Below are 26354 nucleotides of genomic sequence, written 5' to 3'. Positions count from 1 at the left end.
TTAAAGTTTGGAATAAATTTTACAAATGAGATTAAAAGTATTTTTATTTAGGGAAGATAGAAAATAAAGTAAATAATCTAAAGATATAGGATAATACTTACGATATTTTTTTACTAAAAATTTTAATTGGTTTGCATCTTTTCTGTAAAAACAAATTTTCATGGCATATAACAAATCTTTTTTATTAATTGGGCAATGAATATCTTCTATATTAATAAATGATTGTGGATTAAACGCATCATAACTGTCTTTACCATTACTGAGCCTTTCTTTATAAAATTCACGGGCTTTATTGATAAACAACCATTGCACTAGTCTGTTTTTGGTTTTAGAAAGTGAATGATTGGTTTGTCTGTATGATATTAAGATATCAGGTAGATTTACAATTTTTTTACCTTCTGAAAATAACCGTAAAATGAGATCATAGTCTTCCGAATAAATCAATTTTTCTCGATAAAAAACTTTTTCGTTTCTAAAAAGTATAGAAGAATGATAGAATAAATTGTTTTTGAGAATATTTCTTTTTAGTTCATGATAATCGGTTAAAGCTATAAAATTATTACAAATAGTATTGTTTTCATCAATTATATGAGCACTGCTTCCTATTAAAAATACATCCGGATTATTCTCCAGAAATTCAACTTGTTTTTCCAATCGATTGGGTAATGCAAGATCATCAGCATCTAATATGGCCAAATATTTACCTTTAGCATTCTCAATTCCGATATTACGGGATTTTATAACAAATAAGTTTTTATCGTTGTTAATAAGCTTGATTCGGGAATCTCTTTTACATAATTCTTCTACAATTGATTGAGTTCTATCGGATGAGCCATCATTAATAACCAGCAATTCAAAATTAGAATACGTTTGATTGATTACCGATTCAATTGATGCAGATATATGTTTTTCTGCATTGTAAGCAGCCATAATAACCGATACCAAGGGAGTCATAAGTAAGATATATAAATACAAAAGTAAAATATTTTTAATTAAACCGTGTATATCAGCTTTTTTTAAGATAAAAAATTTTAGAAAGTGAGTCTTACGTCAACTTATAGGTATCCGCAACGAAAAATGTATAGGAGTAATTAAAAATATAAATAAAATTCTATTAAGATATTTATAATTAATTTGAGTTAAATTCAAAGAAAATTTTTAATTTAGCAAAAAATTTAGGGCGTTCATATATAGTAGAGATTCTGATAATTAAAGCTCAGGTTTTTATAACAGTATGTAGAGCACCTGAATATAACTTTTTTAGTTTAGTGTTTTAATTAATTCAGAAAAAAATAAATAGATCATGGTACAAATTCTTTTTAAGATGGTGTTAGTTATTATGGATTACATAATGTCAATGTTAAGTTAATTAGAAAATTATATACATGTGAAAAAGTTCAGTTAATGTAAATTAACTGAACTTTTTAATTATTTTTAATAAGTAATCAAATTATGAAAAAATTACTAGGAAGGTTAATGCTGTTCGTTATGGGATGGAGATTTAAAAATGAAGTACCTGTTAATGAATTAAGAAAATGCGTATTAATTTGTGCACCTCATACCTCTAATTGGGATTTATATTATTGTTTAGCCAGTTTTTGGTGTTTAAAAATTCCTTATAAAGTAATGATTAAAGATGCTTATACCAAACCTTGGTATGGATTCTTTTTCAAAGCACTCGGATGTTTAGGAGTCGATCGAAGTCAATGGAATAATTTGGTTCAGTATTCATCGGAACTAATTAAAAATTCAGATTCGATGGCTTTAATAAATACTCCGGAAGCCACACGCTCCCGTGCCTTACAATGGAAAAAAGGTTTTTACTATATAGCTAAGCAAGCGAATGTTCCTATTGCTCTAGCCTATGCCGATTATAAAAATAAAGTAACCGGTGTTTCCAAATTAATTTATATCGGCAATCAAACGATTGAAGAGATATTTGATCAAATAGAAGATTTTTATAAACCGGAAATGGCTAAATTTCCTGAAAACTATAATCCTAAAATTTATTAAATTGGATTATCTAAATTTCTAGACATTAAAAATATTTTTTTGACTTCTTTTATTGCGGAACAAGTCGGCAAATTTCAGATTTTATTTGTAAAAATCAGATTTCCGGCAAGAATATTCTGTTAATAATTATTGCCTGTAATTTTGATCGATATATAACATATATCAACGTTATGAATGATCGTAATAAGACTCATGATCTGGATAATTGCACCGCATTAAAAGTCATTGATTTCTATGTCCTTCTGCATTATATAGAAGAACCTTTTAGTGATTTTGTCCAGCAAATCTATTTGATGTATAAAAAAAATAACTTAAATTTAGCTTCCATCAATAATTAACAGAGCATAATTGTTGATAGCAATGGGTTATATGATTGTCTGAACGATAGATTCAAACAATATATAAAATATATAAATTTAATTACATGTTTGATCTTGAGGACAAACTTTATACAATTCAAAATTTAAAATGAAAGTAGCATCTTTACTGTTTATATAATTGGATTCTCTACCGTATGCCAATCGAGAAGGCACGATAATTAAACCTTGTAATACGTGGTAAAGGTCATTTTTAGATTTATTAGTTGGCTTGAAATTCTTTAAACCGTCAACAATACCTTTAATTACATAATAGTTTTCACTTTGAATCGTATCGTTTTTGGGCTTTTTATAAAAGAAAGGGTCTTCTTGTGCAACCCCTGAATTATCAATTGTGCTTGATGAAGTATTTAAGGTTGAATATCCATTACCTCCTTCGGTAGCAACAAAATATTTTAAAGAATAATGAATAAGTATATTATTTTTACCGTCAGCTATATTGGATGTGTTTATACCCTGATCTGCCTTTGGATTTTTAACTACCCAGTACCCTAAAGGAGATTTTATTGCATTTTTGCTCAAAGGCTCTTTATTAGTTGGAGTAACCGTATCAGAAAATTTGGTTACTTTCCCAAGATCATCAAAATAATAGTTATTTAAAAAATTAACAATAGCCATATCATCTGCTGTATTTTGCTCATCAACGGATAAGGTTGAGGCGTTATTATCATCGCTACCACACGAAACAAAAAATAAAAGTGATAATATACAGGCGGTTAAAAGGGATTTTTTAATCATGTAAATAAAATATGTTAATTTAGTTGCTAATTTACAATTAAATTTAATTTTAAAGACCAATTTTTTCAACCAATGAGAATAGATAAATTTTTATGGTGTGTGCGTTTTTATAAAACGCGGGCAATTGCTACCGAAGAATGTAAGAAAAACCGTGTATTTTTAGATGATGCTCCCTTGAAACCTTCAAAAGAAATATTAGTTGGTGAAACGTATAAAATTAGAAAAAATCAGATTGACTATACGATCCAAGTTATACAAATTCCTCCCAATCGGGTAGGAGCAAAATTGGTTCCTTTATATATAAAAGATCTGACAGATCCTGAGCAGATTGAAATGATGAAATCAAGAACACAAACGCAAAACTACTACAGGCAAAAAGGATTAGGCAGGCCCACCAAAAAGGATAGGAGAGAATTAGACGATTATACTCTGGAATGGGAAGATGAATAAATACACTAAATGTTTAATAATTAGTATTTTTTAGAACGGCTATAATTTCATTGCTTATTTCTTCCGGAGTTTTTTGGTTAACCGCTATCTTATAAGCAGCCGACTCATAAAATGTTGAACGTTCAAATAAATGCTTGGCAATAAATTCCGGTAAAGATTTTTCTTCTAAATGCGCAATAAGAGGGCGGTGTTCTTTTTCATTACTTAACCTTTTTGCTAATTCCGAAGCATTCATTTTTAAATAGAACGAGAAGCTTTTTTCTTTAATTTTATCCATGTTACGATGATAAATAGGAGTACCTCCTCCTAAACTCAACACTATATTGTCACCGTTCAATAATTCATTCAGATAAAAATTTTCTTTTTTACGAAAATAAATTTCTCCATGGATTGAAAAAATTTCTTGAATAGACTTATTTTCTTGAGCAGAAATATACTCATCTAAATCAATAAAGGTTATGTTGAGAGATTTCGCAAGATATTTGCCAACAGTAGATTTACCACTTCCCATATAACCCAATAAAGAAATTATCATACAATCAGATTTTTTTACAAATATCATATTTTTTTATCAAATATATTTGCATACCCAAAAAAAGTCATTATATTTGCACTCGCTAAACGAAAATGCTTAGCAAACACTAAATAAAGACCTGGTAGCTCAGTTGGTAGAGCACAACACTTTTAATGTTGGGGTCCTGGGTTCGAGCCCCAGCCAGGTCACAATCTATTCAAAGAATAGATTAAATATACATTTAGGGAGACCTGGTAGCTCAGTTGGTAGAGCACAACACTTTTAATGTTGGGGTCCTGGGTTCGAGCCCCAGCCAGGTCACATTTTGAAAATTCGCGCTTGAGATTCTCAAGCTTTTCTTGTTTATGACTCCGTAGCTCAGTTGGTAGAGCAATTGACTCTTAATCAATGGGTCGAGAGTTCGAGCCTCTCCGGGGTCACTTAAAAATCAATGAGTTACAAATTTTTTGTAGCTCTTTTTATTTCGCGTACGTAAACAAACTAGAAACAACAACAGAAAAAAGTTCGACTTCAGTGTTAGTATTTATTTTATTCATTTATACTATTTCAATATTTCTTTAAATTACGGCTATTAGTTATTAAAAATACTGTTGGAAAATACTGTTGGAAGTTTTTGTGCAAAAATTTTTGTCTTACTATTATCTAAAAATTTAACTTTATATTGTAAAATTTATTGTTTGAATTATCTTCTGGTTTCTTGATCTAATAATTTAAGTAGGGTGGGAATTCTATAATTACCATGCATATTTTGAACACATTGAGAAGCTTCATTAAGTGAAATTCCGACAGAACTAATATATAAGGGCTTTTTACTTTCTCCTCTTGTTATTTCCTGAACAATAGATTTGCCGGTAGAAAAAGGATTTTTAGCTACCCCTATAATTGGAATTTTCTCGTCCAATGCATTAAATAAGTATTTACCCAAGCCCGGTCGATGGGTGTCATCTAAATATACAAAGCCGTCAACTATAATCTGACTCATATCTTTTAAATTTATTTGCTTCAATAACTCTAAAATACAAGGAAGCTCTCTTTTATAAAACATTCCCGATTCATATTCAGATACTTCATAAATATATGTAGTAATTAAATCATTAGGAATGGGTTGATCCCAGTTTTTAAATAGTATACCCACAACTTTTGCTCGGTTCGGATAGTAATAAACATCAATAGCAAGTTTCATTTTTATTTAATATTAATTTATTTTAAAAGTAATTCCTTATTGTCTTATTAAACAGAAATTTTCAAATTAAATTTTAAGATTAACGACTAATCCTCTTTTTAACGGTGGTTAATTACGGAATGTATAGTTAAGAGTACTTAAATCCTTAAAAAATTTATCTGTTGTCATAATTTTTTTAAAGAAAAATTTTTAAAAATATGTTGGTGTCTGTATTGTGTTTAGTTAAAATTGATATAGTAATTAGATGTCATTTAATATAATGGACCCTATAAGAAATAAGTAATTGTATTATTCAAATTAAAAAATAATTTAATTATTTATACTTATAAATTTTCACACATGTATTAATTATCTTAAATTAGCCTAAATTTAAAAAATAATACTAATATGAAAAAAAATCTACTTTATGTTTTATTATGGTGTATGTTATCAACACCTTTATGGGTACAGGGATCTGTATTGGAAAACGAAAAAAATGTGCATGGAAAATTTGTTTCAACTTCTACTACAAATTATGATCCCATGGATTTACTTGGAATATTGAATTTATTAATGCAATATTCAGAAGATTCACATGTTTGGAATTATGAGGCAGTAGGGTTAACCTTGGAAGATTTAGTTAAAGCAATTCCTTGTAATCCAGAAGCTATTTTAAATAAAATACCCGGAATGTTTACATGGAAAGAAAAAGATGGTTATCAGGTTTTGACAAAAATACTTTACAATGGTAAATTAAAAGGAACTAAGAATAAACTTCACGAAAAATTTGATGGAAAATTTTTTAAAAATTTAGAATCCATAAGTTTTGACTCAAATAACTTTCATAAAATTGATGTTTCCAAAAATTTAAATTTAGTTGAGTTAGTTTGTTCAAGTAATTGGTTACAAGGTTTAGATGTATCCAATAATATAAATTTAAAAAAATTAGAATGTTTTAATAACCACGATCTTAAATCTTTAGATGTATCAAAAAATGTTAATTTAATTGAACTATATTGTTGGTCATGTTCCTTATCAAAATTGGATGTGTCAAATCTTAATAAATTAGAAAAATTAAGTTGTGATTATAATAATTTAAAAGTTTTAGATTTATCTAATAATCCTAATTTAAACAATTTGGGCTGTGCGTATAATAAATTATCCACTCTAGAATTTTCTAATAATCCAAATTTGGAGTATTTATATTGTTATAATAATAATTTAACTTCATTAAATGTGTCAAATAATCCTAAATTATTACAATTATATTGCCATGACAATAAATTAACTTCTTTAGATGTTTCTAATAAACCTAAGTTAGGTAGGTTATTTTCTGCAAATAACCAAATAACCACATTGAATATTTCAAATACGCCCAACTTAGTAACCGTCAGTTTATTTAATAATCAATTAACATCTATAGATGTATCAACAACAAGTACCACCCAAAATATGTATTTGTTAGAGTGTCACCATAATCAGTTAAAATTTTCAACAATAAAAGGTAAAGACTTCAGAACAGTAAAAAATTTTAAATTAAATCCTCAAGAAATTATAAAAGGAGGTACAAAAGGTTTTGTTGAAATAATAAATCTATCTTCAGAATATGATATTAATAATACAGTAACCACTTATACCTGGTATGATAAAGCTACTAATCAAGAAGTAAGTATGTATAAGCTAAGAGGATTATTTATTGCCGGGCCTTCTAATATAGGTAAAACGTTGATATGCAAAATGAAAAATGAGTTATTTCCTTCTTTAGAGTTAGAATATGAAGTAAGTATATCCAATTCAATCAATTATGAGGGGACGCCAGACTCAACGATTCCTTCAGAATTTAAATTAACGGGACCGGATGCTAATTTAGCAGATTTAATTCAAGTTTATCCTAATCCGATTATAGATGTATTAAAAATAAATTCTACAATTAAAATACATTCATTAAGTGTTTATAACTTTTCTGGTAAAGAAGTTAAGAGATTTCCATCTTTTACCCATAATGCTGTGAATTTGCAAGATATATCAACGGGAACCTATTTGTTGGCCTTTAAAACAGATCAGGGCATTATTTCTAAAATAATTATAAAAAATTAATAAGAAACATAATAGATAATTAAAATTTAAACCTGCCGATGTGCAGGTTTTTTGGTTTAAATAAGGTAAGGATAATAAAGAAACTGAAATGAAGTGATTTAATAATATTATTTTTACTGAAATTAAAATTTTTTAGATTAAAAAGACATTTGATATAAGAATAGTTAAATCAAATCCTTATAATGATAATTTTATAATTTATTAACTAAAACCATGTAATAGTTTTTCAAACATAAGCTTAAATTAAAGGAATTATATTTTTCTAAAATTATTGAAATAATAATGTTGGTCTGGTACTCTTTTCGACATTTATATATTTTAATTAAAAATCGAACAAGTGAAATAATCCAATAAATAATAAAAAAACCTGCTATTTAGCAGGTTTTTTATGTTAAAAATAGTTGATGTGATATTGGAAAGTGACAAATTTTTTTAATTGAAACTAGAGGGTAAAATAATTCATAAAATAAATATTTATTTTTAAATAAGGTTAAAATAAAAATAAATATACTAAATTAGCATAATTAATCTAAAATAATCTAAAATGTTATGAAAAAAAATCTATTTTTTATTTTATTATGGTGTTTTATAACTACGCCCATATTCGCAACAGTTGATATTTCAAAACAAGAAAATTACTTGAGAGAACATTTTGTAATATCCACAACCACCAATTACGACGCGATGGATGTATATGGAATATTGAATTTTTTTATGCAATATTCGGAAAATGAAAAAAAATGGAATTATGAACTGGCGGGGTTAACCTGGGAAGAAATGGCTAAGGCTATTAATGGTAATCCGGAGGTTATTTTTAGAAAATTATCCGGAAGATTAGGATGGAAAGTTACCAATAGTTTTAAAGTTTTAACTCGAATTAACTTAAATTACAAAAATTATAATGGAGTTTTTAATGGAAGTTATTTTAAGAACTTAGAAACATTATATTGTACTGGCAATCGATTAATAACTATAGATGTAACTAAAAATGTTAATTTGAAGGGGTTGTATTGTAATTCGAACCAATTAACAACTATAGACGTATCCAAAAATATTAATTTAACTTATTTAAATTGTTCATCCAATCGGTTAACCACATTGGATATATCTAAAAACGTTAATTTGAAGGAATTATATGGTTATTCCAATAAGCTAAAAGCCTTGGATGTATCTAAAAATGTTAATTTAATGCTTTTAAATATTTATTCAAATCAACTAACCACCTTGGATGTATCTAAAAATGTTAATTTGTTTGTTATAAAGTGTTTTTCGAATCAATTGAAAACCTTGGATGTCTCTAAAAATCTTGATTTATATAGTTTAAATTGTAATTCCAATCAATTAACAACCTTAGAAGTTTCTAAAAATAGTAATCTGACATTTTTAGATTGTTATTCGAATCAATTAAAAACCTTGGATGTATCTAAAAATGTTAATTTAAAAGAATTATATTGTTATTCCAATCAGTTAACAACTTTGGATGTATCTAAAAATGTTAATTTAATAACATTAAATTGTAATTTGAATCAATTAACAACCTTAGATGTATCTAAAAATGTTAATTTGACAACATTAAATTGTTATTCCAATCAATTAACAACCTTGGATGCCTCTAAAAATTTTAATTTAAAATACTTTTATTTTAGTGATAATAAGATAGCTCAATTGCTTATTCCGAAAGTTCATAAAATAAGTGAATTAACTGGTGATCATAACAATCTAAAGCTATCCACTTTAAAAGGGAATTTTCTTACGATTAAATCTTTAAAATTAAGCCCGCAAGCAACGCTTCAAGGTGGGGCTAAAGGTATTTTTGAAGTGTTGGATATATCATCAGAATATACTATTGATGGAAAATATACTACTTATACCTGGTATGATAAAACAACTCAACAAGAAGTCGGCGCCTATGCACTAAAAGGTAAATTTTATGCCGGTCCGGAAAATGCAGGCAAAACTTTGATCTGTAAGATGAAAAATGAATTATTTCCAAACTTTGTTTTAGAATATGAAGTAAAGATAAAAAATACCGTATCATTTGCATCAAGAAATATAAAAGAAAACATACCGGAAGGTTTTGTATGGGTAGATACTCAAAAAAATGAAACAGAATCAATACATTTATTTCCTAATCCGGTAATAGATATATTAAAAATAAATATTACAGCAAAGGTAACATCAGCAAGTGTTTACAATTATGCAGGAAAAGAAGTTAAAAGATATCCAAGGATAATAAATAATGAATTGGATTTACAAGATTTATCTGCGGGAATTTATATTGTAAATCTTACAACCGATCAGGGAATACTTTCTAAGAAAATCATAAAAAAATAATTTAAAAATTAAAAGAGTGAAAACCTGCTATACAGCAGGTTTTTTTTATTGAAAATAAATTATAGAATAAAAATTAAAATATTTATTTTCAAACAAGGTTAAAATAAAAATAAATATATTATATTAGCATACATAAATAATAAATAAAAAAATGTTATGAAAAAAAATCTACTTTTTATTTTATTGTGGTGTTTTATAACCACACCAATGTTGGCAACAGTTGATATTTCTAAACAAGAAAATTACTTGAGAGAACATTTTGTAATATCCACAACCACCAATTACGACGCGATGGATGTATATGGAATATTGAATTTTTTTATGCAATATTCGGAAAATAAACAAAAATGGAATTATGAACTGGCGGGATTAACCTGGGAAGAAATGGCTAAGGCTATTAATGGTAATCCGGAGGTTATTTTTACAAAATTATCCGGAGTATTTACATGGAAAACTAGTAATAATTTTAAAGTTTTAACTAAATTAAATATAGGCGCCAAATACTTTAATGGAGTTTTTGATGGAAGATATTTTAAGAATTTAGAATATTTAGATTGTGATGGGGATTACTTAACATCCTTGGATGTATCTAAAAATGTTAATCTAACAGAATTATATTGTGATAGAAATCAATTAAAAACTTTGGATGTATCTAAAAATGTTAATCTAATAAATTTAAATTGTAGTTTTAATCCGTTAACATTCTTGGATATATCTAAAAATGTTAATTTGAAACAATTAAAATGTTACTACAATAAGCTAAAAGCTTTGGATGTATCTAAAAATATTAATTTAACATATTTAAATTGTTATATGAATCAATTAACAACTATAGATGTGTCTAAAAATGTTAATTTAACATATTTAGGTTGTTTTTATAATCAATTAACTACTTTGGATGTATCAAAAAATGTTAATTTAAATGATTTATTTTGTTATTCAAATCAATTAACAGCCTTGGATGTATCAAAAAATGTTAATTTAAAAAATTTACGTTGTTTTGAAAATCAATTAACAGTCTTGGATGTCTCTAAAAATGTTAATCTAACAGAATTATATTGTTATAGAAATCAATTAACAGTCTTGGATGTCTCTAAAAATGTTAATCTAACAGAATTATATTGTTATAGAAATCAATTAACAACTTTAGATGTATCTAAAAATGTTAATTTAAAATACTTTTATTTTAATGATAATAAGGTATCTCAATTGCTAGTTCCGAAAGTTCATAAGATAAGTGAATTAACTGGGTATTATAACAATTTAAAGCTATCCACTTTAAAAGGTAATTTTCTTACAATTAAATATTTAAAATTAAACCCACAAGCAACGCTTCAAGGAGGAGATAAAGGGATTTTTGAATTGATAGATTTATCATCAGAATATAGTATTGATGGAAAATATACGACCTATACCTGGTATGATAAAACAACTCAACAAGAAGTCGGCGTCTATGCACTAAAAGGTAAATTTTATGCCGGCCCGGAAAATGCAGGCAAAACTTTGATCTGTAAAATGAAAAATGAATTAATTCCAAACTTTGTTTTAGAATATGAAGTAAAGATAAAAAATACCGTATCATTTGCATCAAGAAATATAAATGAAAATATACCGGAAGGATTTGTATGGGTAGGTCCTCAAAAAAATGAAACAGAATCAATACAACTATTTCCTAATCCGGTAATAGATATATTAAAAATAAATACTGCAGCTAAGGTAACATCAGCAAATGTTTACAATTATTCAGGAAAAGAAGTTAAAAGATATCCAAGGATAATAAATAATGAATTGGATTTACAAGATTTACCTGCGGGAATTTATATCGTGAATCTTACAACCGATCAAGGAATAGTTACTAAGAAAATTATTAAAAAATAATTTAAAAATTAAAAGAGTGAAAACCTGCTATACAGCAGGTTTTTTTTATTGAAAATAAATTATAGAATAAAAATTAAAATATTTATTTTCAAACAAGGTTAAAATAAAATAAATATATTATATTAGCATACATAAGTAATAAATAAAAAAATGTTATGAAAAAAAATCTACTTTTTATTTTATTGTGGTGTTTTATAGCAACACCACTTTTGGCAACCGTTGATATTTCTAAACAAGAAAATTACTTAAAAGAACATTTTGTAGCATCCACCACCACTAATTATGACGCGATGGATGTATATGGAATATTGAATTTTTTTATGCAATATTCGGAAAATAAACAAAAATGGAATTATGAACTGGCGGGGTTAACCTGGGAAGAAATGACTAAGGCTATCAATGGTAATCCGGAGATTATTTTTACAAAATTATCCGGGGCATTTACATGGAAAACTACTAATAATAATTTTAAAGTTTTAACTAAATTAGATATAGGCGCCTATAACTTTAATGGAGTTTTTGATGGGAGATATTTTAAGAATTTAGAATATTTAGATTGTGCTGGAGATTACTTAACAGCTTTGGATGTATCTAAAAATGTTAATCTAACAGAATTATATTGTGATAGAAATCAATTAAAAACTTTGGATGTATCTAAAAATGTTAATCTAATAAATTTAAATTGTAGTTTTAATCCAATAACATTCTTGGATATATCTAAAAATGTTAATTTGAAACAATTAAAATGTTACTACAATAAGCTAAAGGCTTTGGATGTTTCTAAAAATGTTAATTTAACATTATTAAATTGTGAATCCAATCAATTAATAGTATTGGATGTATCTAAAAATGTTAATTTAACAGATTTACGTTGTTTTTATAATCAATTAACAACCTTGGATGTATCTAAAAATGTTAATTTAACAGATTTACGTTGTTTTTATAATCAATTAACAACCTTGGATGTCTCTAAAAATGTTAATTTAACATATTTAATTTGTTTTAAAAATCAATTAACAACTATAGATATATCTAAAAGTATTAATTTAACATATTTAAGTTGTTCTAATAATAAACTAACAACCTTGGGTATCTCTAAAAATGTTAATTTGAAAGATCTAGATTGTTCTTATAATCAATTAACAACGTTGGATGTCTCTAAAAATGTTAATTTGAAAGAATTATATTGTAATTATAATCTATTAACAACTTTAGATGTATCTAAAAATGTTAATTTAAAATACTTTTATTTTAATGATAATAAGGTATCTCAATTGCTAGTTCCGAAAGTTCATAAGATAAGTGAATTAACTGGGTATTATAACAATTTAAAGCTATCCACTTTAAAAGGTAATTTTCTTACAATTAAATATTTAAAATTAAACCCACAAGCAACGCTTCAAGGAGGAGATAAAGGGATTTTTGAATTGATAGATTTATCATCAGAATATAGTATTGATGGAAAATATACGACCTATACCTGGTATGATAAAACAACTCAACAAGAAGTCGGCGTCTATGCACTAAAAGGTAAATTTTATGCCGGCCCGGAAAATGCAGGCAAAACTTTGATTTGTAAAATGAAAAATGAATTAATTCCAAATTTTGTTTTAGAATATGAAGTAAAGATAAAAAATACTGTATCATTTGCTTCAAGAAATATAAATGAAAATATACCGGAAGGATTTGTATGGGTAGGTCCTCAAAAAAATGAAACAGAATCAATACAATTATTTCCTAATCCGGTAATAGATATATTAAAAATAAATACTGCAGCTAAGGTAACATCAGCAAATGTTTACAATTATGCAGGAAAAGAAGTTAAAAGGTATCCAAGGATAATAAATAATGAATTGGATTTACAAGATTTACCTGCAGGAATTTATATCGTGAATCTTGCAACCGATCAAGGTATAGTTACTAAGAAAATTATTAAAAAATAATTTAAAAATTAAAAGAGTGAAAACCTGCTATACAGCAGGTTTTTTTTATATAAATTAAATTTAACAAATTAGTTAGATTTTTAAAAGTATTTTTTTTAATATATCTAATATTTTTAACTAATCTTATCGATAATTATCAATTAGAATTTACCGTTTTTATTTTTATGCTCAGCATTCGCAGGTATGGTTTCCACAATATCCCAATGTTCAGCAATTTTACCATTTTCAATTCTGAATAAATCATAGAAAGAAGTGGGTTTATTGGCCATAACGCCTTCAGAAACTACTAATACATAATTTCCTTCTCCTAAAATTTTGTGAATTTGAGTATATTTGAAAGTAAGTCCCATTTTATTCAATTTCTCTAAGCCGGCTTTTAATCCGTCTAACCCGTCACCAATGAGTGGGTGGTGTTGAATGTAATTATTTCCGTTAAAATAATTTTCTAAGTTGGAAGGATTTTTACCCATCAAGACATCCGTAACAAAACCTTCGGCTACCGCTTTGTTTGCTTTCAATCCGGCCTCATCGGTTTCTTTAATAGTAGTATCCCCATCTATTAACGTATGTCCGCTTGGATTCTTCGGTTGTTCAGCTTGTAAATTGTCCCAATGTTCTACAATTAATCCGTTTTCAAAACGGAAAATATCAAATCCAACGGTTGGAGTTTTATACCCATATTCCGTTTGGGCAACAACATAATCCCCGTCACTTAACATACGTACAATGTTAACACTCGGTTTAGAAGCTGATAAACTTTTCACAAGGGTCTTAAAACCTTCAACGCCGTCAGCTGCTCCCAAATTGTGTTGAATATACTTATTTGGATTAATGTATTTCAACGGTGCTTCATTTCCTGTGCTAAATGAAGAAAGTAACTCCCTAACTTTTTCTTTATTAGAGGGTTCTTCGTTTTCCGCGGTATGATCTTCTACCTTTTCAGTGTTCGTTTGATCCGTAGCTTCAACAGGTTCTTTTTTAGTTTGGTTGCAAGAAACTGCTAACAAAGCTATTCCGACTACCGCTGCTAGATAACTTATTTTTTTCATATTATTATAAATTAATTATTTATTATTCATCAATTCACTTATAGGTATTTTTAATTTTTATGTTTATAAAAACAGGCGTATTCAGTGTAATTCAACTGTTGTAAGAATTTTATTCGTGTAAAGGTAAGTGTGGATTTTATGAGTGTAATGATAAAAAGTATGCCAAAGCTGATAAATTTAAGACAGGTGTTGCTTTTTAAAATCGATAGGGCTAATACCTACCCACTTTCTAAAAAATTTGCTGAAATTGGTGGGTTCGTCAAATCCCAGTTCAAAAGAAATTTCCTTTATATTGAGTTCACTGTAAACCAAAAGTCTTTTTGCTTCTAATAAAATTCGTTCATCAATATATTCTTTGGGACTTTTACCGACAGTGTTTTTAAGAGCTTTTGATAAAGCTTTGGGCGATATACCCAAACCGGAGACATAATCATTTACTTTTCGCAGGATCTTGTAATTTTTTTCTACTGCGAGTGAAAACTCTAAAGTAACAGAATAACACGAAGAAGAAAGAATATTTAACGAATGACTAGTAATTTTTTTTGAATAAATTAGAAAACTACTCAGTAAATGATGTAAAACATCGGGAATATAAGGATCTTGTTCAGGAGAATAGATTTTTTTCATCAATTCCCAAATTGAATCTAAATATTCATGCGTTTCAATAGGAATATTTTTGGTAAAAGGGTTGAAAAGCTCCGATTGCTTAATCAAGCGCCTTTCGTATTCATTACGAATATAAAAATCATCAGTAAACAAAATAATTTCACCCGTATAGGTAGATTCCACATCAAAAGATAAAACTTGATCTTTGCCGATAAATAAAATTTGTCCTTCCCTGACTTCAATCGGACTAAAATCTACTTTTTGAATTGTTTTACCGCTTGTAATCCGTATAATTTGATAAAAATTTGTTCTATGCGGCTTACTGGTTATAGAACATGCCCTTTGATTCATCTGAGTCAAATTTTTTATTTCGAAACCAAAAGGTAAAAGTTCATTAAAGGTGTAAGATTTCAAAAGAAAATTTTATACAAAGATAAAAAAATCGAAGTCATATAAACAATGCATTATTTTATACACATTTTTATGATACTGTTTATGCTTTTGCATAAAAATATCTCTGTTTCGAAAAACTAATTGATTATTTTTTATAATTTAAAAATCGTTTACGTAACCATTCTCGAATCGGCATATCATAAAATTTCATGGACAAATAAGCAACAATGATGGAAATTAAAACTACCAGCAATCCATATTGCCATGATTGCTCCAATGAAAGTTGATGATTGGCAATGTAAGCCATATAAATATTAATAAATGGAAAATGGGTAATATAAATAGGGTAGGAGATGTCTCCCAAAAATTTACATACTGTCATGGCTTTCGGATCCTTTATTTTTCCTCCTGCGCCCAGCCATATAATCAGAGGAAAGAAAATCATTAAACATATACACTCATACCAGCGATTCCATAGGTTATTTTCACCTCCTAAATGAGGTACGGATAAAAGTATGATCAACAAAAGAGAAGTTATCAAAAAAGCATGATTAATAAAACGAAGTTTTCCAATCCTGGCTAACAATAATCCGGCTAAAAAAGGAAAAGCTAAACGGGTAAAACCGATTCTTAACTGAATAGGGTCATCAATAGACCATCCCCCAATGATGTCACCTATCGGATTTGTAAACGCATATTGAATCGTAACTCCGGCAGCAACAAGTACCAAAATAGAAAGCATTAATTTGCTGATTCTTCGTAAAATAAGGGCATAAATGATATTGGCTATATATTCAAGAAATAAGGACCAGGCAGGACCGTTCAGCGGATACATTTCATTCCACCCGCGAATGTCTAAACCTTTGCCCACAGGAATTAAAAACATGCCGATAATCATCAATAGAACTAATTTCAAAAGAGAAACATCAGAAGTAGCTTTCCATCCCAATGAAGGAGCATCCTGGAAATAATATAATAAAGCTCCTAAAAGCATTCCGGCAATAATCATAGGATGAAGACGAATGATACGGCGTTTAAAAAAATCTTTTAAAGTCATACTTCCCCAGCGATCATCGTATGCATATCCCAAGACAAATCCGGATAACATAAAGAAAAAATCTACAGCCAAGTATCCATGGTTTATAATTTGTAAGCTATGATCACCGCCCGTATAAATTTCAAGAACATGGAATAAAACTACCATAATAGCAGCAACTCCTCGTAAACCGTCAAGAATTACATAATGTGGCTTGGAAGCTTTTAAATCCGTTATATTTTTCATTATTAGAAGATATTGATTTCTTATTTGGATAACAAAAGTAAACTAATGATTAGTTGAACTATTGAAATATATTCTATTATTATTGTCTTATATTTGTATACAAATAATGCGTAATATTAGTAAGTGTATAAAAATATCAAATACATTCACTTGCCAACATTTGAAAATCAATCTTTTCGATTTGATCATGTAAAAATATATTGGAATGAACAGGTAACTTTCCATGAACAAAAAACATGGGAATTATCCTACATAATAACCGGCAGTGGAACCAGAAAAATGGGGGATCGGCTCGAACCCTTTCAACGCAACGAAATCGTTCTTATCCCCCCTCATATCCCTCATTGTTGGCTTTTTGAAGAATCTGATTATGATGCGGAAGGTAAGATTGAGAACATAACCCTTACATTTTCTGATCGATTTCTTGATAATTGTAAATTAACTTTTAACGAATTGCACCCATACATCCAAAAAATACAAAATTATAAACAAGCAATATCATTTATAGGAGCTCATCTGGCGAAACTTCAAAAAATTTTGAAACAGATGATTGATCAATCGGAGATTGAAAGGATTTCATCTTTCATTCAAATATTAACATTACTAGGTAATTCCGATCATAGGATTTTAGCAGGTAACCGAATAGAGGAAGATAAACAAATCCTTCGGTTGCAAAAAATACAGCTTTATATAATGAACAATTATCAAAATACCATCACTTTAGAAGAAATGTCCCAATTAGTGAATATGAATAAATCGTCATTTTGTATTTTCTTTAAAAAGATGATGGGTAAATCTTTGATGACTTACTTAAATGAATTTAGAGTGGAATCTTCCTGTCAAATGATTCAAAAAACCAATATGACCATTGCTGAAGTATGTTATTATTCAGGTTTCAAGGATGTGCCTTATTACAATAGAATTTTTAAGAAAATTAAAAATTGCACACCCAATGAATATAGAAAAAGATTTTTTCTAACGGGAAGGTAATAACTGTCGAAAAATTAGACTAAAAAAATTACTTATCTAAGTATGGAAAAATTTAAAATTACCTTAGAGGTGAAATACTAATATTAGTATATTTGCAAAGCTAAAAATAAACAACTTTTAAACTCACGTGGTGGAATTGGTAGACACGCCATCTTGAGGGGGTGGTGTCCATAGGATGTGCCGGTTCGAATCCGGTCGTGAGTACTTTCTTCAAATTAATAAAATAAATTTTACCTTTTTTTGCAATATATTGCTAAGTAAATTTATTTTTAAAATACCCATTCATAGCTTAATTTCAACAATTGTAAACAAGTATTCAATTTAAAATTAAATTTTATTATAAATTTACGTGAATAAAAATTTGACTTGAAAATGAACGAAGCCCAACTTTGGAGTAAAATTGAACAATTTTTCAAAGAGAAGTTTGCACATGAGGATATTCCCGATTTAAATACGATGATATTTTTAATTGGTTTGCAAGAATTAGGATTAGGATATAAAAAGTATAAAAAAGACGAAAAAATGAACCTGATACATATAGCCGTATGCAAGTTATTGGAACCTTTTGGATATTATAAACTCGATGGATATGATAAAGACAACTGGCCGCATTATAAATTAATTGAAAAGCTGCCCGATTTAAAGCCTAATGAGCAAACTTTGCTTATGAAAAAAGCAATCATCCAATATTTCATGGATGAAAAATTATTGGATATTTAAAATAAAAAAGACAAACTTTCGTCTGTCTTTCTATTCAAAATTATATAAAGTATAAAATATATTAATTAGTTGGATTCAGCTTTTGCATCACGAATCATTTTTTCGTTGGCAGTAATAGAAAATTCAACTCTTCTATTTAAAGCTCTACCGGCTTCAGTGCTGTTATCTCCAATTGGATCCGCTTTACCAAAACCTTTAATGGTGAATCGGCTGGAGCTGATACCATTACTGGATAAATAATTAGCAACACTTTTTGCTCTGTTTTCAGATAAATTTAAATTATATTGATCTGCACCTTTTGCGTCAGTATATCCGAAAATACCAATATTAGTATCCGGGTATTGTTTAAAAACAGATACAATTTTATCTAAATTTTGTTGAGCAGTAGGAGTTAAAGTAGCTTTATCAAAATCAAAACGAATAGCATTTTCATTAAGTACAACTTTAATTCCTTCCCCTACACGTTCAACGGAAGCACCCGGTACACTTTCTTGTATTTGACGTGCTTGTTGATCCATTTTGTGTCCAATTAAACCTCCGGTGGTTCCACCTACGGCAGCACCGATAACGGCTCCTAAAGCAGCATTGTTTTTATTTCCTACATTATTTCCAATTACAGCACCTAAAACACCTCCTGCAACAGCTCCTAAACCGGCACCTTTTTGGGTGTCGTTGGTGTTACAAGACATTAGAATGCTAACAGATAATAAGATTAAAGTTAATCTTGTAAATATTGATTTCATAATTATATATATAGTGTATTTCAAGTTATTTATTTTAATTTACCGGATGATAATTTACTGAAATGATAAGTAATAGTAACCCCGCTGATAACCTGACTTAATTTAAATTCATTTTCAGAAAGAATTTCATATAAATACGTAGTTCCTGTAGTTACTTTTCTTGCTTTATCACCTTCATTAAGCAATTTTAAAACAAGCATGTTTTGCTTATCGATATACCAAGTAAAGTTTTGAGTTAAAGCCGGACAAGTATTGCCTCCCTGCAAAGTAAAATTACCTCTGTTATTATTAGCAATAAAATACCATACACTGTTTTTTAAACATTGGGCATCATATTCATCAAAAGCTTTAACCTTTACCAGGTTTTCAGAATATGAAACGCGGTCAAGATTCCATGTACCTCTTACATCTCTTTGAGAAGATCTGTCAAGAGCAACAGAATTTGAAGAAGAGCAAGAATAAAAAATAAACATGCTCAAAATTCCTAAAATCATTAATTTTTTCATAAAAGAAATTTATTTTAATTCATAATTATTATTAATTAAAAACTTACGTTGAATCAATCGATTAAAAAGTTAGTTTTCCACTTTCAGAACCTTTTTTACACACTAAAGATTTCTTTTGTCCATTGACGATAAAATTTATAAAATTCTGCTGATCAGGAAATTTATCCAATAACAAAGAATTCTTTATAGTGATTGATGAAACCGAATTGATACCCGATACCTCATAATAAATCCAAACTACATTTCCATCCGGATTTTTAGAAGAAAAAGTAAAATTCACAGGAGTATCATCTATACTTATTTTAACGTTATTTTGAAGATATTTATTTAATGCGATATCAAAATCGTTGGAATTAACTTTTTTTCCAATAGTTTGTTCAATATGTTCAAGGTTAACTTTTGAAGAAACTTTTAATGTTTTGCTGCTGGAAACATATTCCACTTTAGTTATCGAAGTAAAAAAATCCGAAGAATAAAAATTATAGAAACCTAAACATATAAAAGATAAAACAAAAAAAAGAATAAACTTTTTCATTATAGGTTGAATTATATTATCACTCATTCTGCAACTGCAAACAAATTTAATGCCAAATAGTTTTAAAAATTTTGTTTAATACTGTATTTATTATAAAAAGCATGGATGTGTCCTACTGCTTCATCAGCAGTATCAACTAGTCGGAACAAACTAAAATCAATTTCCTTAATATATTTATCTTCAAGCATAGACTTTCGCATCCATTCCAATAATCCGGTCCAATAGTCTGTACCAACCAATACAATCGGGAATTTACTTGTTTTTTTTGTTTGAATTAAAGTTAAAGCTTCAAACAACTCATCCATAGTTCCCAAACCGCCGGGCATAACAATAAAACCTTGCGAATATTTGAGAAACATAACTTTCCTGACAAAAAAATAATTGAAATTCATACTTAATTTATGATCAACATACGGATTGCTACCTGTTTCAAAAGGTAATTCAATATTTAAACCAATTGATTTTCCACCTGCAGCCTGTGCTCCTTTATTTCCCGCTTCCATAATTCCGGGTCCTCCTCCCGTAATAATACCAAAACCTATTTTAGTAAGCTTATAAGAAATTTCTTCCGTTAATTGATAATATTTATTATCAGGATTAGTTCGAGCAGAACCGAATATGGATACGCAAGGGCCTATTTTAGTCATTGTTTCAAAACCGTTGGTAAACTCAGCCATAAGTTTAAAAAGCATCCAACTGTCCCGCGTTTTTATTTCATTCCAATTTTTTTGATTAAAATTCTGAGCTATAAACTCTTTATTTTCTGAATTATGCATTTTTTAATATTTAAATTACATGTACAGCAAAATTACTGTTTATTACGATTTCTACATCATAAAATTGTTAATCATTTTATTAAAATTTTACTATTTTCACGAGGAAGTATCAATTTTTTTAGCAAAATATTTTAGATTTTTTAAAATAAGAAAATAATATATCAATTTTTTGATGAAAAAGGGTAGAAAATAAAAAAGGAAACTTAGGGAATGTAACCATATATTATATTATTTTTGTATTTATAATTAAGATAAAATTTGAGTATGGAAAACAACAGATACGAATTAAATAAAAATTTAGCGCAAATGCTGAAAGGAGGAGTCATTATGGATGTTTCCACTCCGCAACAAGCAGAAATAGCTGAAGCAGCAGGAGCTGTTGCAGTAATGGCCTTGGAGAGGATTCCCGCAGATATACGCGCTGTAGGAGGAGTTTCTCGGATGAGTGATCCCAAAATGATTAAAGGAATACAATCGGCAGTAAGTATACCGGTTATGGCTAAAATCAGAATAGGACATTTTGTAGAAGCACAAATACTGGAAGCCTTAGAAATCGATTATATTGATGAAAGCGAAGTTTTAACACCCGCCGATGATACCTATCATGTAAATAAAACCAAATTTAAAGTTCCCTTTGTATGCGGGGCTAAGAATTTAGGTGAAGCCCTGCGAAGAATCCAAGAAGGGGCATCCATGATTCGCTCCAAAGGCGAACCGGGAACTGGTGATGTAGTTCAAGCCGTAAGGCATTTACGCGCAATGAATGAAGCCATACGTAAGATACAAGGTATGCAGGAAGATGAGCTTTTTAATGAGGCAAAGGAGCTTCGAGTGCCTTATGAATTAGTAAAATACGTACACGAAAACGGAAAATTACCGGTAGTTAATTTTGCGGCCGGAGGTGTAGCAACTCCTGCCGATGCGGCATTAATGATGCAATTGGGAGCAGAAGGAGTTTTTGTAGGTTCAGGTATTTTCAAATCCGGTGATCCGATAAAGAGAGCTCAGGCCATTGTTAAAGCAGTTACTAATTTTAACGATCCTACTATTTTATTGGAAGTATCTGAAGACTTAGGAGAAGCGATGGTTGGAATAAATGAAGCTGAAATTGAATTACTAATGGCAGAAAGAGGAAAATAATTTTTTTATAAAAAAACAAACGAATATAAGGTCATTTGGAAAGAGTAAACTTTCCAAATGACTTTTTTAATTCTAAATATAGAGTAATATGAAAATAGGGGTATTAGCAGTACAAGGAGCATTTATAGAGCATATTCGGAAACTACAAGAACTGAAGGTAGAAACCTTTGAAATAAGGCAAAAAAAAGACATGGATCAATCTATGGATGGATTAATCATTCCGGGAGGGGAGAGTACCGCCATTGGTAAACTTTTGAGAGATTTAGACTTACTCGAGATAATCAGAATCAAAATACAAACAGGATTACCGGTATTCGGAACGTGTGCCGGATTAATTTTACTGGCTAAACGGGTAGAAGAAGGTACGGTACATCTGGGAGTTATGGATATTACCGCAAAAAGAAATGCATATGGTCGGCAGTTAGGCAGCTTTTCAATTGATGAAAATTTTGAAGGAATCGGTTCTATTCCCATGACATTTATACGAGCGCCCTATATAACCGAAGTAGGAGAAAATGTTAAAATTTTATCCCGTGTGAACGGTCACATAGTTGCAGCTCAAGAAAAAAACATGCTAGTTACTTCTTTTCATCCCGAATTAACGGAGTCTGCTAAAGTTCATCACTATTTTATAGGAGAATTATGTAAAAAGAAATGATAATTTAATCTTATGACTAAAGATTGATCAATAAACCTAAGAATTAAATTAAGATAACTAATAACTAATACATAAGAAAATTCTTATCTTGTCTGTCTAAAATGAACCTCCAACTATGGACACTTCGAAAACTATAAATTATTCAGGAATTTTTCTGACCTATTATGCCAATAACAATACCAGTTGTTTACATTCCGCTCAAGACCACTGTTTGATCTATATATATTCAGGAAAATTAATCATTGAAGAAAAAGGAAAAAAAGAAAAAGTTTTAAAAGCAGGAACTTGTGCATTTGTACGGAGAAATCATAATATAAAAATGACTAAATTTTATTCCGGAGATCAGCAATATAAAGGAATAACCATGACGTTGAAACGTTCATTTTTAAGAGATTTTTATTATAAAAAGGTAAGTAAAGAGAAACCCGAAGAGGTTAGTCTTCCCAAAGAAAATGTTTTTACTTTACCTTTACGTCCTGAAATTATAAGTCTTTTTCAATCTTTAAATCCCTATTTCGACACAACGCTACAACCTTCTGATGAAATCATTAAATTAAAAGAACAAGAAGCCGTACTGGCATTGTTACACATCAATAAGAATTTTTATTCGATACTATTTGATTTTACAGAACCTTGGAAGATCGATATTTTAGATTTTCTCAATGAAAATTATATGTATGACCTTTCCATGAATGAAATAGCTGCTTATACCGGAAGAAGTTTAGCAACTTTCAAACGAGACTTTGCTAAAATCAGCGATATACCTCCCCAAAAATGGTTAATACGTAAACGACTCGAAGTTGCCTATGAAATGCTGAAAGACAGAAAAAAGTGGAAAGTAAAAGATGTTTGTTGGGAAGTAGGTTTTAAAAATATTTCTCATTTTTATACAGCTTTTAAAAAGTTATACGGATTTTCTCCTTCGGAAGAACTGTAACCGTTCTTCAGAACAAAAAAAATTGATCTTCCCGACAAAAGCCCAATATTGAACTGGCATTAACTTTGTTTATAAATGACTATAAACTTAAAAAATCTTAATTTAAAAAGTTATGAAAGAAAAAGTAATAGTTGTGATGGGGGCTTCTAGTGGAATTGGTGAAGCTACCGTAAGGAAAATTGCCGAAAGGGGAGCTAAATTGGTTATTTCTGCCAGAAGAGAAGAAAAATTAAAAGCAATTAAAGATTCTCTTCCAAATGCTCAAATAGAGTATAAAGTAGCCGATGTTGCCAAATTCGAGGAAGTAAAAGCGGTAGTAGATTTAGCTATAAGCAAGTATGGAAAAATAGATGTTATCTACAATAATGCCGGAACCATGCCTTCATCCTATCTTATAGATTGTAAACTTCAAGATTGGCATGATATGTTGCATGTAAATGTATTGGGCGTTTTACATGGAATAGCCGCGGTTCTTCCTCATTTTGTAAAACAAAAATCCGGTCATATCATCACTACCGATTCCGTTGCAGGACATTATGTATATCCGGGATCTGTAGTATATTGTGCTACTAAATCAGCCATCCGTGCAGTAATGGAGGGACTACGACAAGAGCAAAGAGAAAATAACATAAAATCTTCCATGGTTTCTCCGGGAGCTGTTCGTACAGACCTCTACAAAACAATGAAAGATGAAAAATTACTTGAAGATCAACGTAAAATGCAGGATACAGAAGGTTACGGTTTGAATCCGGAAGATATTGCAGAAGCTGTAGTTTATGCGATAAATACTCCACAACATGTATCTGTAAGTGAAGTTATTGTTCGTCCAACTAAGCAATCTCTCTAATTTATTGTAATAAAAAATTACAGATAAAATATAAAAATTTAATTTTTTAAACTATTTATCCGACAAAAGATTTTAGTTTATTGCAAATTTTCTAAAAATTAAATAAAAATTATTTTTTAGTTAATCATTTGTCGGATAATTAGTTCTATATAAAAGAATTATAGTAGTTCATTATCCAAATTGAAACCTACTAATTTTTACACGCTAAATGAAGTACACACCTATTTGATTTTCAGCAAACAAGCTAATAAATTAATATTAAAAAAATAACTAGTTAATAAATGAATAATTCAGAAATACCTAAAATCAGTGAATTTCCGATCGGAAATGAAAATACAGAATTTCAACAATATTTTTCCGGTAAATCATGGCTGCAACCTCTTACCAACCATAAGGAATTAAATGTTCCCTTATTCAACGTTACATTTGAACCCGGTTGTAGAAACCATTGGCATACGCACTCCGGGGGCCAAATACTAATTGCTGTAGGGGGTGTTGGATTATATCAGGAAGAAGGAAAAAAAGCCATACGAATGAAACCGGGAGATGTCATTGAAATAGACCCTAACGTTAAGCATTGGCACGGTGCAGCACCTAATGAATGGTTTTCTCATTTAGCCATTACCTGTAATCCTCATACCAATGAAAATACTTGGTTGGAACCGGTATCAAACGAAGACTATCATACAGCCTCTGAACAAGCAGTTAATCTGAAATAAATAATAACCTTTATAAAGTAAGTTAAAATCAAATTCAAATGGATTATATTAAATTAAACAACGGAAATGAAATGCCAATCTTAGGGTTTGGAGTCTATCAAATTCCCCCACAAGATTGCGAACGAGTGGTGTTAGAAGCCATAGAGGTGGGGTATCGCTCCATAGATACAGCACAAGCCTATTATAATGAAGAAGAAGTGGGTAAGGCGGTAAAATCCAGTAATATAGATCGCTCTAAATTTTTCATAACCACAAAAATTTGGGTTTCAAATGCAGGATATGAAAGAGCTAAAAAATCATTTGAAGAATCATTGAAAAAATTGCAAACCGAATACGTGGACCTTTTGTTAATACATCAACCTTTTGGAGACTATTACGGTACGTATCGAGCCCTGGAAGAAATGTACAAATCAGGAAAAGCAAAAGCTATCGGGGTGAGTAATTTTTATCCGGATAGGTTTGTAGACCTTTGCGAACATGTAGAAATAAAACCGGCAGTAAATCAGGTTGAAACCCATATTTTTAATCAACAGAAAATAGCTAAAGAAGTAATGAAAGAATACGGCACTCAAATTGAATCCTGGGGTCCGTTCGCAGAAGGAAAAAATAATTTCTTTACGAATGAAACTTTAGTTTCCATCAGTAAAAAATACAATAAAACACCCGCCCAAATTGCACTCAGATTTTTAATACAGCAACAGGTAATTGTAATTCCAAAATCTACACATAAAGAACGCATGATTGAAAATTTTAATGTTTTTGATTTTAAACTTTCAGAGGAGGATATCCATTCGTTAGAATCTTTAGATCAAGAAAAATCCTTGTTCTTTTCACATAATGACCATGAAACCGTACGATTTATTTTAGATTTTAAAAAGAAACATCATCTATCCTAAGAACTTAAGACAATTGATAAGTAAAAATCA

General features: G+C 29.2%; 25 protein-coding genes and 4 tRNA genes. 18 read left to right on the top strand and 11 right to left on the bottom strand.

The genetic code is table 11. The features are described 5' to 3' along the window. Entirely contained in the window at nucleotides 1-954 is a 954-nt protein-coding gene (locus C4S75_RS08740; RefSeq protein ID WP_105297912.1) for a glycosyltransferase family 2 protein, read from the bottom strand. A gap of 498 nt (nucleotides 955-1452) precedes the next feature. On the opposite strand from C4S75_RS08740, the gene C4S75_RS08735 reads away from it, so the two are divergent. Continuing rightward, nucleotides 1453-2013 carry a 1-acyl-sn-glycerol-3-phosphate acyltransferase gene (locus tag C4S75_RS08735; protein ID WP_105297911.1) on the top strand — a complete coding sequence of 187 codons (561 nt, stop codon included), beginning with the start codon at nucleotides 1453-1455 and terminating at the stop codon, nucleotides 2011-2013. 416 nt (nucleotides 2014-2429) lie between these two features. On the opposite strand, the gene C4S75_RS08730 is transcribed toward C4S75_RS08735, so the two are convergent. Next, nucleotides 2430-3128: a hypothetical protein gene (locus tag C4S75_RS08730; RefSeq protein WP_105297910.1), complete on the bottom strand. Its 699-nt coding sequence runs from the start codon at nucleotides 3126-3128 to the stop codon at nucleotides 2430-2432. A 72-nt stretch (nucleotides 3129-3200) separates the two neighbouring features. On the opposite strand from C4S75_RS08730, the gene C4S75_RS08725 reads away from it, so the two are divergent. Next, nucleotides 3201-3578: an RNA-binding S4 domain-containing protein gene (locus C4S75_RS08725; RefSeq protein ID WP_105297909.1), complete on the top strand. Its 378-nt coding sequence runs from the start codon at nucleotides 3201-3203 to the stop codon at nucleotides 3576-3578. Between the two features lie 13 nt (nucleotides 3579-3591). Here C4S75_RS08725 and C4S75_RS08720 read toward each other — a convergent pair whose 3' ends face one another. Beyond that, nucleotides 3592-4113, bottom strand: coding sequence for a shikimate kinase (locus C4S75_RS08720; protein WP_105297908.1), 522 nt, complete (start codon nucleotides 4111-4113; stop codon nucleotides 3592-3594). Nucleotides 4114-4228: 115 nt separating this feature from the next. Between C4S75_RS08720 and C4S75_RS08715 the strand changes: the two genes are divergently transcribed. From C4S75_RS08715 to C4S75_RS08705, 3 genes are all read left to right on the top strand, one after another. After that, nucleotides 4229-4301 (top strand) — tRNA-Lys (locus C4S75_RS08715). Between the two features lie 39 nt (nucleotides 4302-4340). Further along, a tRNA-Lys gene (locus tag C4S75_RS08710) sits at nucleotides 4341-4413 on the top strand. 46 nt (nucleotides 4414-4459) lie between these two features. Beyond that, a tRNA-Lys gene (locus tag C4S75_RS08705) sits at nucleotides 4460-4532 on the top strand. A 263-nt stretch (nucleotides 4533-4795) separates the two neighbouring features. On the opposite strand, the gene C4S75_RS08700 is transcribed toward C4S75_RS08705, so the two are convergent. Continuing rightward, nucleotides 4796-5296 carry an endonuclease V gene (locus C4S75_RS08700; RefSeq protein WP_105297907.1) on the bottom strand — a complete coding sequence of 167 codons (501 nt, stop codon included), beginning with the start codon at nucleotides 5294-5296 and terminating at the stop codon, nucleotides 4796-4798. A gap of 387 nt (nucleotides 5297-5683) precedes the next feature. On the opposite strand from C4S75_RS08700, the gene C4S75_RS08695 reads away from it, so the two are divergent. The 4 genes from C4S75_RS08695 (at nucleotide 5684) to C4S75_RS08680 (ending at nucleotide 13527) form a co-directional block, all read left to right on the top strand. Continuing rightward, on the top strand, nucleotides 5684-7372 hold the full coding sequence (locus tag C4S75_RS08695; protein ID WP_105297906.1) for a T9SS type A sorting domain-containing protein: 1689 nt from the start codon (nucleotides 5684-5686) through the stop codon (nucleotides 7370-7372). Between the two features lie 549 nt (nucleotides 7373-7921). Further along, nucleotides 7922-9706 carry a T9SS type A sorting domain-containing protein gene (locus C4S75_RS08690; protein ID WP_105297905.1) on the top strand — a complete coding sequence of 595 codons (1785 nt, stop codon included), beginning with the start codon at nucleotides 7922-7924 and terminating at the stop codon, nucleotides 9704-9706. 156 nt (nucleotides 9707-9862) lie between these two features. Continuing rightward, nucleotides 9863-11584, top strand: a complete 1722-nt coding sequence (locus C4S75_RS08685; RefSeq protein WP_105297904.1) for a T9SS type A sorting domain-containing protein — start codon at nucleotides 9863-9865, stop codon at nucleotides 11582-11584. 155 nt (nucleotides 11585-11739) lie between these two features. Beyond that, the gene (locus tag C4S75_RS08680; protein WP_105297903.1) at nucleotides 11740-13527 is read left to right on the top strand and encodes a T9SS type A sorting domain-containing protein; all 1788 of its coding nucleotides are present in this window, start codon (nucleotides 11740-11742) and stop codon (nucleotides 13525-13527) included. Between the two features lie 140 nt (nucleotides 13528-13667). On the opposite strand, the gene C4S75_RS08675 is transcribed toward C4S75_RS08680, so the two are convergent. The 3 genes from C4S75_RS08675 to C4S75_RS08665 form a co-directional block, all read right to left on the bottom strand. Beyond that, entirely contained in the window at nucleotides 13668-14576 is a 909-nt protein-coding gene (locus tag C4S75_RS08675) for a nuclear transport factor 2 family protein (RefSeq protein ID WP_146105602.1), read from the bottom strand. A gap of 177 nt (nucleotides 14577-14753) precedes the next feature. After that, on the bottom strand, nucleotides 14754-15596 hold the full coding sequence (locus tag C4S75_RS08670; protein WP_105297902.1) for an AraC family transcriptional regulator: 843 nt from the start codon (nucleotides 15594-15596) through the stop codon (nucleotides 14754-14756). A gap of 124 nt (nucleotides 15597-15720) precedes the next feature. Further along, on the bottom strand, nucleotides 15721-16857 hold the full coding sequence (locus C4S75_RS08665) for an acyltransferase (RefSeq protein WP_105297901.1): 1137 nt from the start codon (nucleotides 16855-16857) through the stop codon (nucleotides 15721-15723). Nucleotides 16858-17007: 150 nt separating this feature from the next. On the opposite strand from C4S75_RS08665, the gene C4S75_RS08660 reads away from it, so the two are divergent. The 3 genes from C4S75_RS08660 (at nucleotide 17008) to C4S75_RS08650 (ending at nucleotide 18567) form a co-directional block, all read left to right on the top strand. Further along, entirely contained in the window at nucleotides 17008-17847 is an 840-nt protein-coding gene (locus tag C4S75_RS08660; RefSeq protein ID WP_146105601.1) for an AraC family transcriptional regulator, read from the top strand. Between the two features lie 121 nt (nucleotides 17848-17968). After that, nucleotides 17969-18051 (top strand) — tRNA-Leu (locus C4S75_RS08655). 168 nt (nucleotides 18052-18219) lie between these two features. Then, on the top strand, nucleotides 18220-18567 hold the full coding sequence (locus C4S75_RS08650) for a hypothetical protein (RefSeq protein ID WP_105297899.1): 348 nt from the start codon (nucleotides 18220-18222) through the stop codon (nucleotides 18565-18567). Between the two features lie 65 nt (nucleotides 18568-18632). Here C4S75_RS08650 and C4S75_RS08645 read toward each other — a convergent pair whose 3' ends face one another. From C4S75_RS08645 to C4S75_RS08630, 4 genes are all read right to left on the bottom strand, one after another. Further along, nucleotides 18633-19310, bottom strand: coding sequence for an OmpA family protein (locus C4S75_RS08645; protein ID WP_105297898.1), 678 nt, complete (start codon nucleotides 19308-19310; stop codon nucleotides 18633-18635). A 29-nt stretch (nucleotides 19311-19339) separates the two neighbouring features. After that, the gene (locus C4S75_RS08640) at nucleotides 19340-19816 is read right to left on the bottom strand and encodes a lipocalin family protein (RefSeq protein WP_105297897.1); all 477 of its coding nucleotides are present in this window, start codon (nucleotides 19814-19816) and stop codon (nucleotides 19340-19342) included. A 61-nt stretch (nucleotides 19817-19877) separates the two neighbouring features. Next, nucleotides 19878-20351, bottom strand: a complete 474-nt coding sequence (locus C4S75_RS08635; RefSeq protein WP_146105600.1) for a DUF6702 family protein — start codon at nucleotides 20349-20351, stop codon at nucleotides 19878-19880. 62 nt (nucleotides 20352-20413) lie between these two features. Further along, nucleotides 20414-21127: a TIGR00730 family Rossman fold protein gene (locus tag C4S75_RS08630; protein ID WP_105297895.1), complete on the bottom strand. Its 714-nt coding sequence runs from the start codon at nucleotides 21125-21127 to the stop codon at nucleotides 20414-20416. A 264-nt stretch (nucleotides 21128-21391) separates the two neighbouring features. Here C4S75_RS08630 and pdxS point away from each other — a divergent pair, with 264 nt between their 5' ends. From pdxS to C4S75_RS08600, 6 genes are all read left to right on the top strand, one after another. Further along, nucleotides 21392-22267, top strand: coding sequence for a pyridoxal 5'-phosphate synthase lyase subunit PdxS (gene pdxS, locus C4S75_RS08625; protein ID WP_105297894.1), 876 nt, complete (start codon nucleotides 21392-21394; stop codon nucleotides 22265-22267). Between the two features lie 88 nt (nucleotides 22268-22355). Continuing rightward, nucleotides 22356-22925, top strand: a complete 570-nt coding sequence (gene pdxT / locus C4S75_RS08620) for a pyridoxal 5'-phosphate synthase glutaminase subunit PdxT (RefSeq protein WP_105297893.1) — start codon at nucleotides 22356-22358, stop codon at nucleotides 22923-22925. A 115-nt stretch (nucleotides 22926-23040) separates the two neighbouring features. Next, nucleotides 23041-23862, top strand: a complete 822-nt coding sequence (locus tag C4S75_RS08615; RefSeq protein WP_105297892.1) for an AraC family transcriptional regulator — start codon at nucleotides 23041-23043, stop codon at nucleotides 23860-23862. A gap of 112 nt (nucleotides 23863-23974) precedes the next feature. Continuing rightward, the gene (locus C4S75_RS08610; RefSeq protein ID WP_105297891.1) at nucleotides 23975-24709 is read left to right on the top strand and encodes an SDR family oxidoreductase; all 735 of its coding nucleotides are present in this window, start codon (nucleotides 23975-23977) and stop codon (nucleotides 24707-24709) included. A gap of 281 nt (nucleotides 24710-24990) precedes the next feature. Beyond that, nucleotides 24991-25428 (top strand): cupin domain-containing protein, encoded by a 438-nt coding sequence (locus C4S75_RS08605; RefSeq protein WP_105297890.1) that lies wholly within the window; start codon nucleotides 24991-24993, stop codon nucleotides 25426-25428. Between the two features lie 38 nt (nucleotides 25429-25466). After that, nucleotides 25467-26324 carry an aldo/keto reductase gene (locus C4S75_RS08600; protein ID WP_105297889.1) on the top strand — a complete coding sequence of 286 codons (858 nt, stop codon included), beginning with the start codon at nucleotides 25467-25469 and terminating at the stop codon, nucleotides 26322-26324. Nucleotides 26325-26354 lie beyond the last annotated feature (30 nt).

Origin of the sequence: Apibacter sp. wkB309 (assembly GCF_002964915.1) — a bacterium.
Lineage (GTDB): Bacteria > Bacteroidota > Bacteroidia > Flavobacteriales > Weeksellaceae > Apibacter.
The sequence above is the reverse complement of the archived record's forward strand: the minus strand, read 5'-3'. Positions and strand labels throughout refer to the sequence as shown.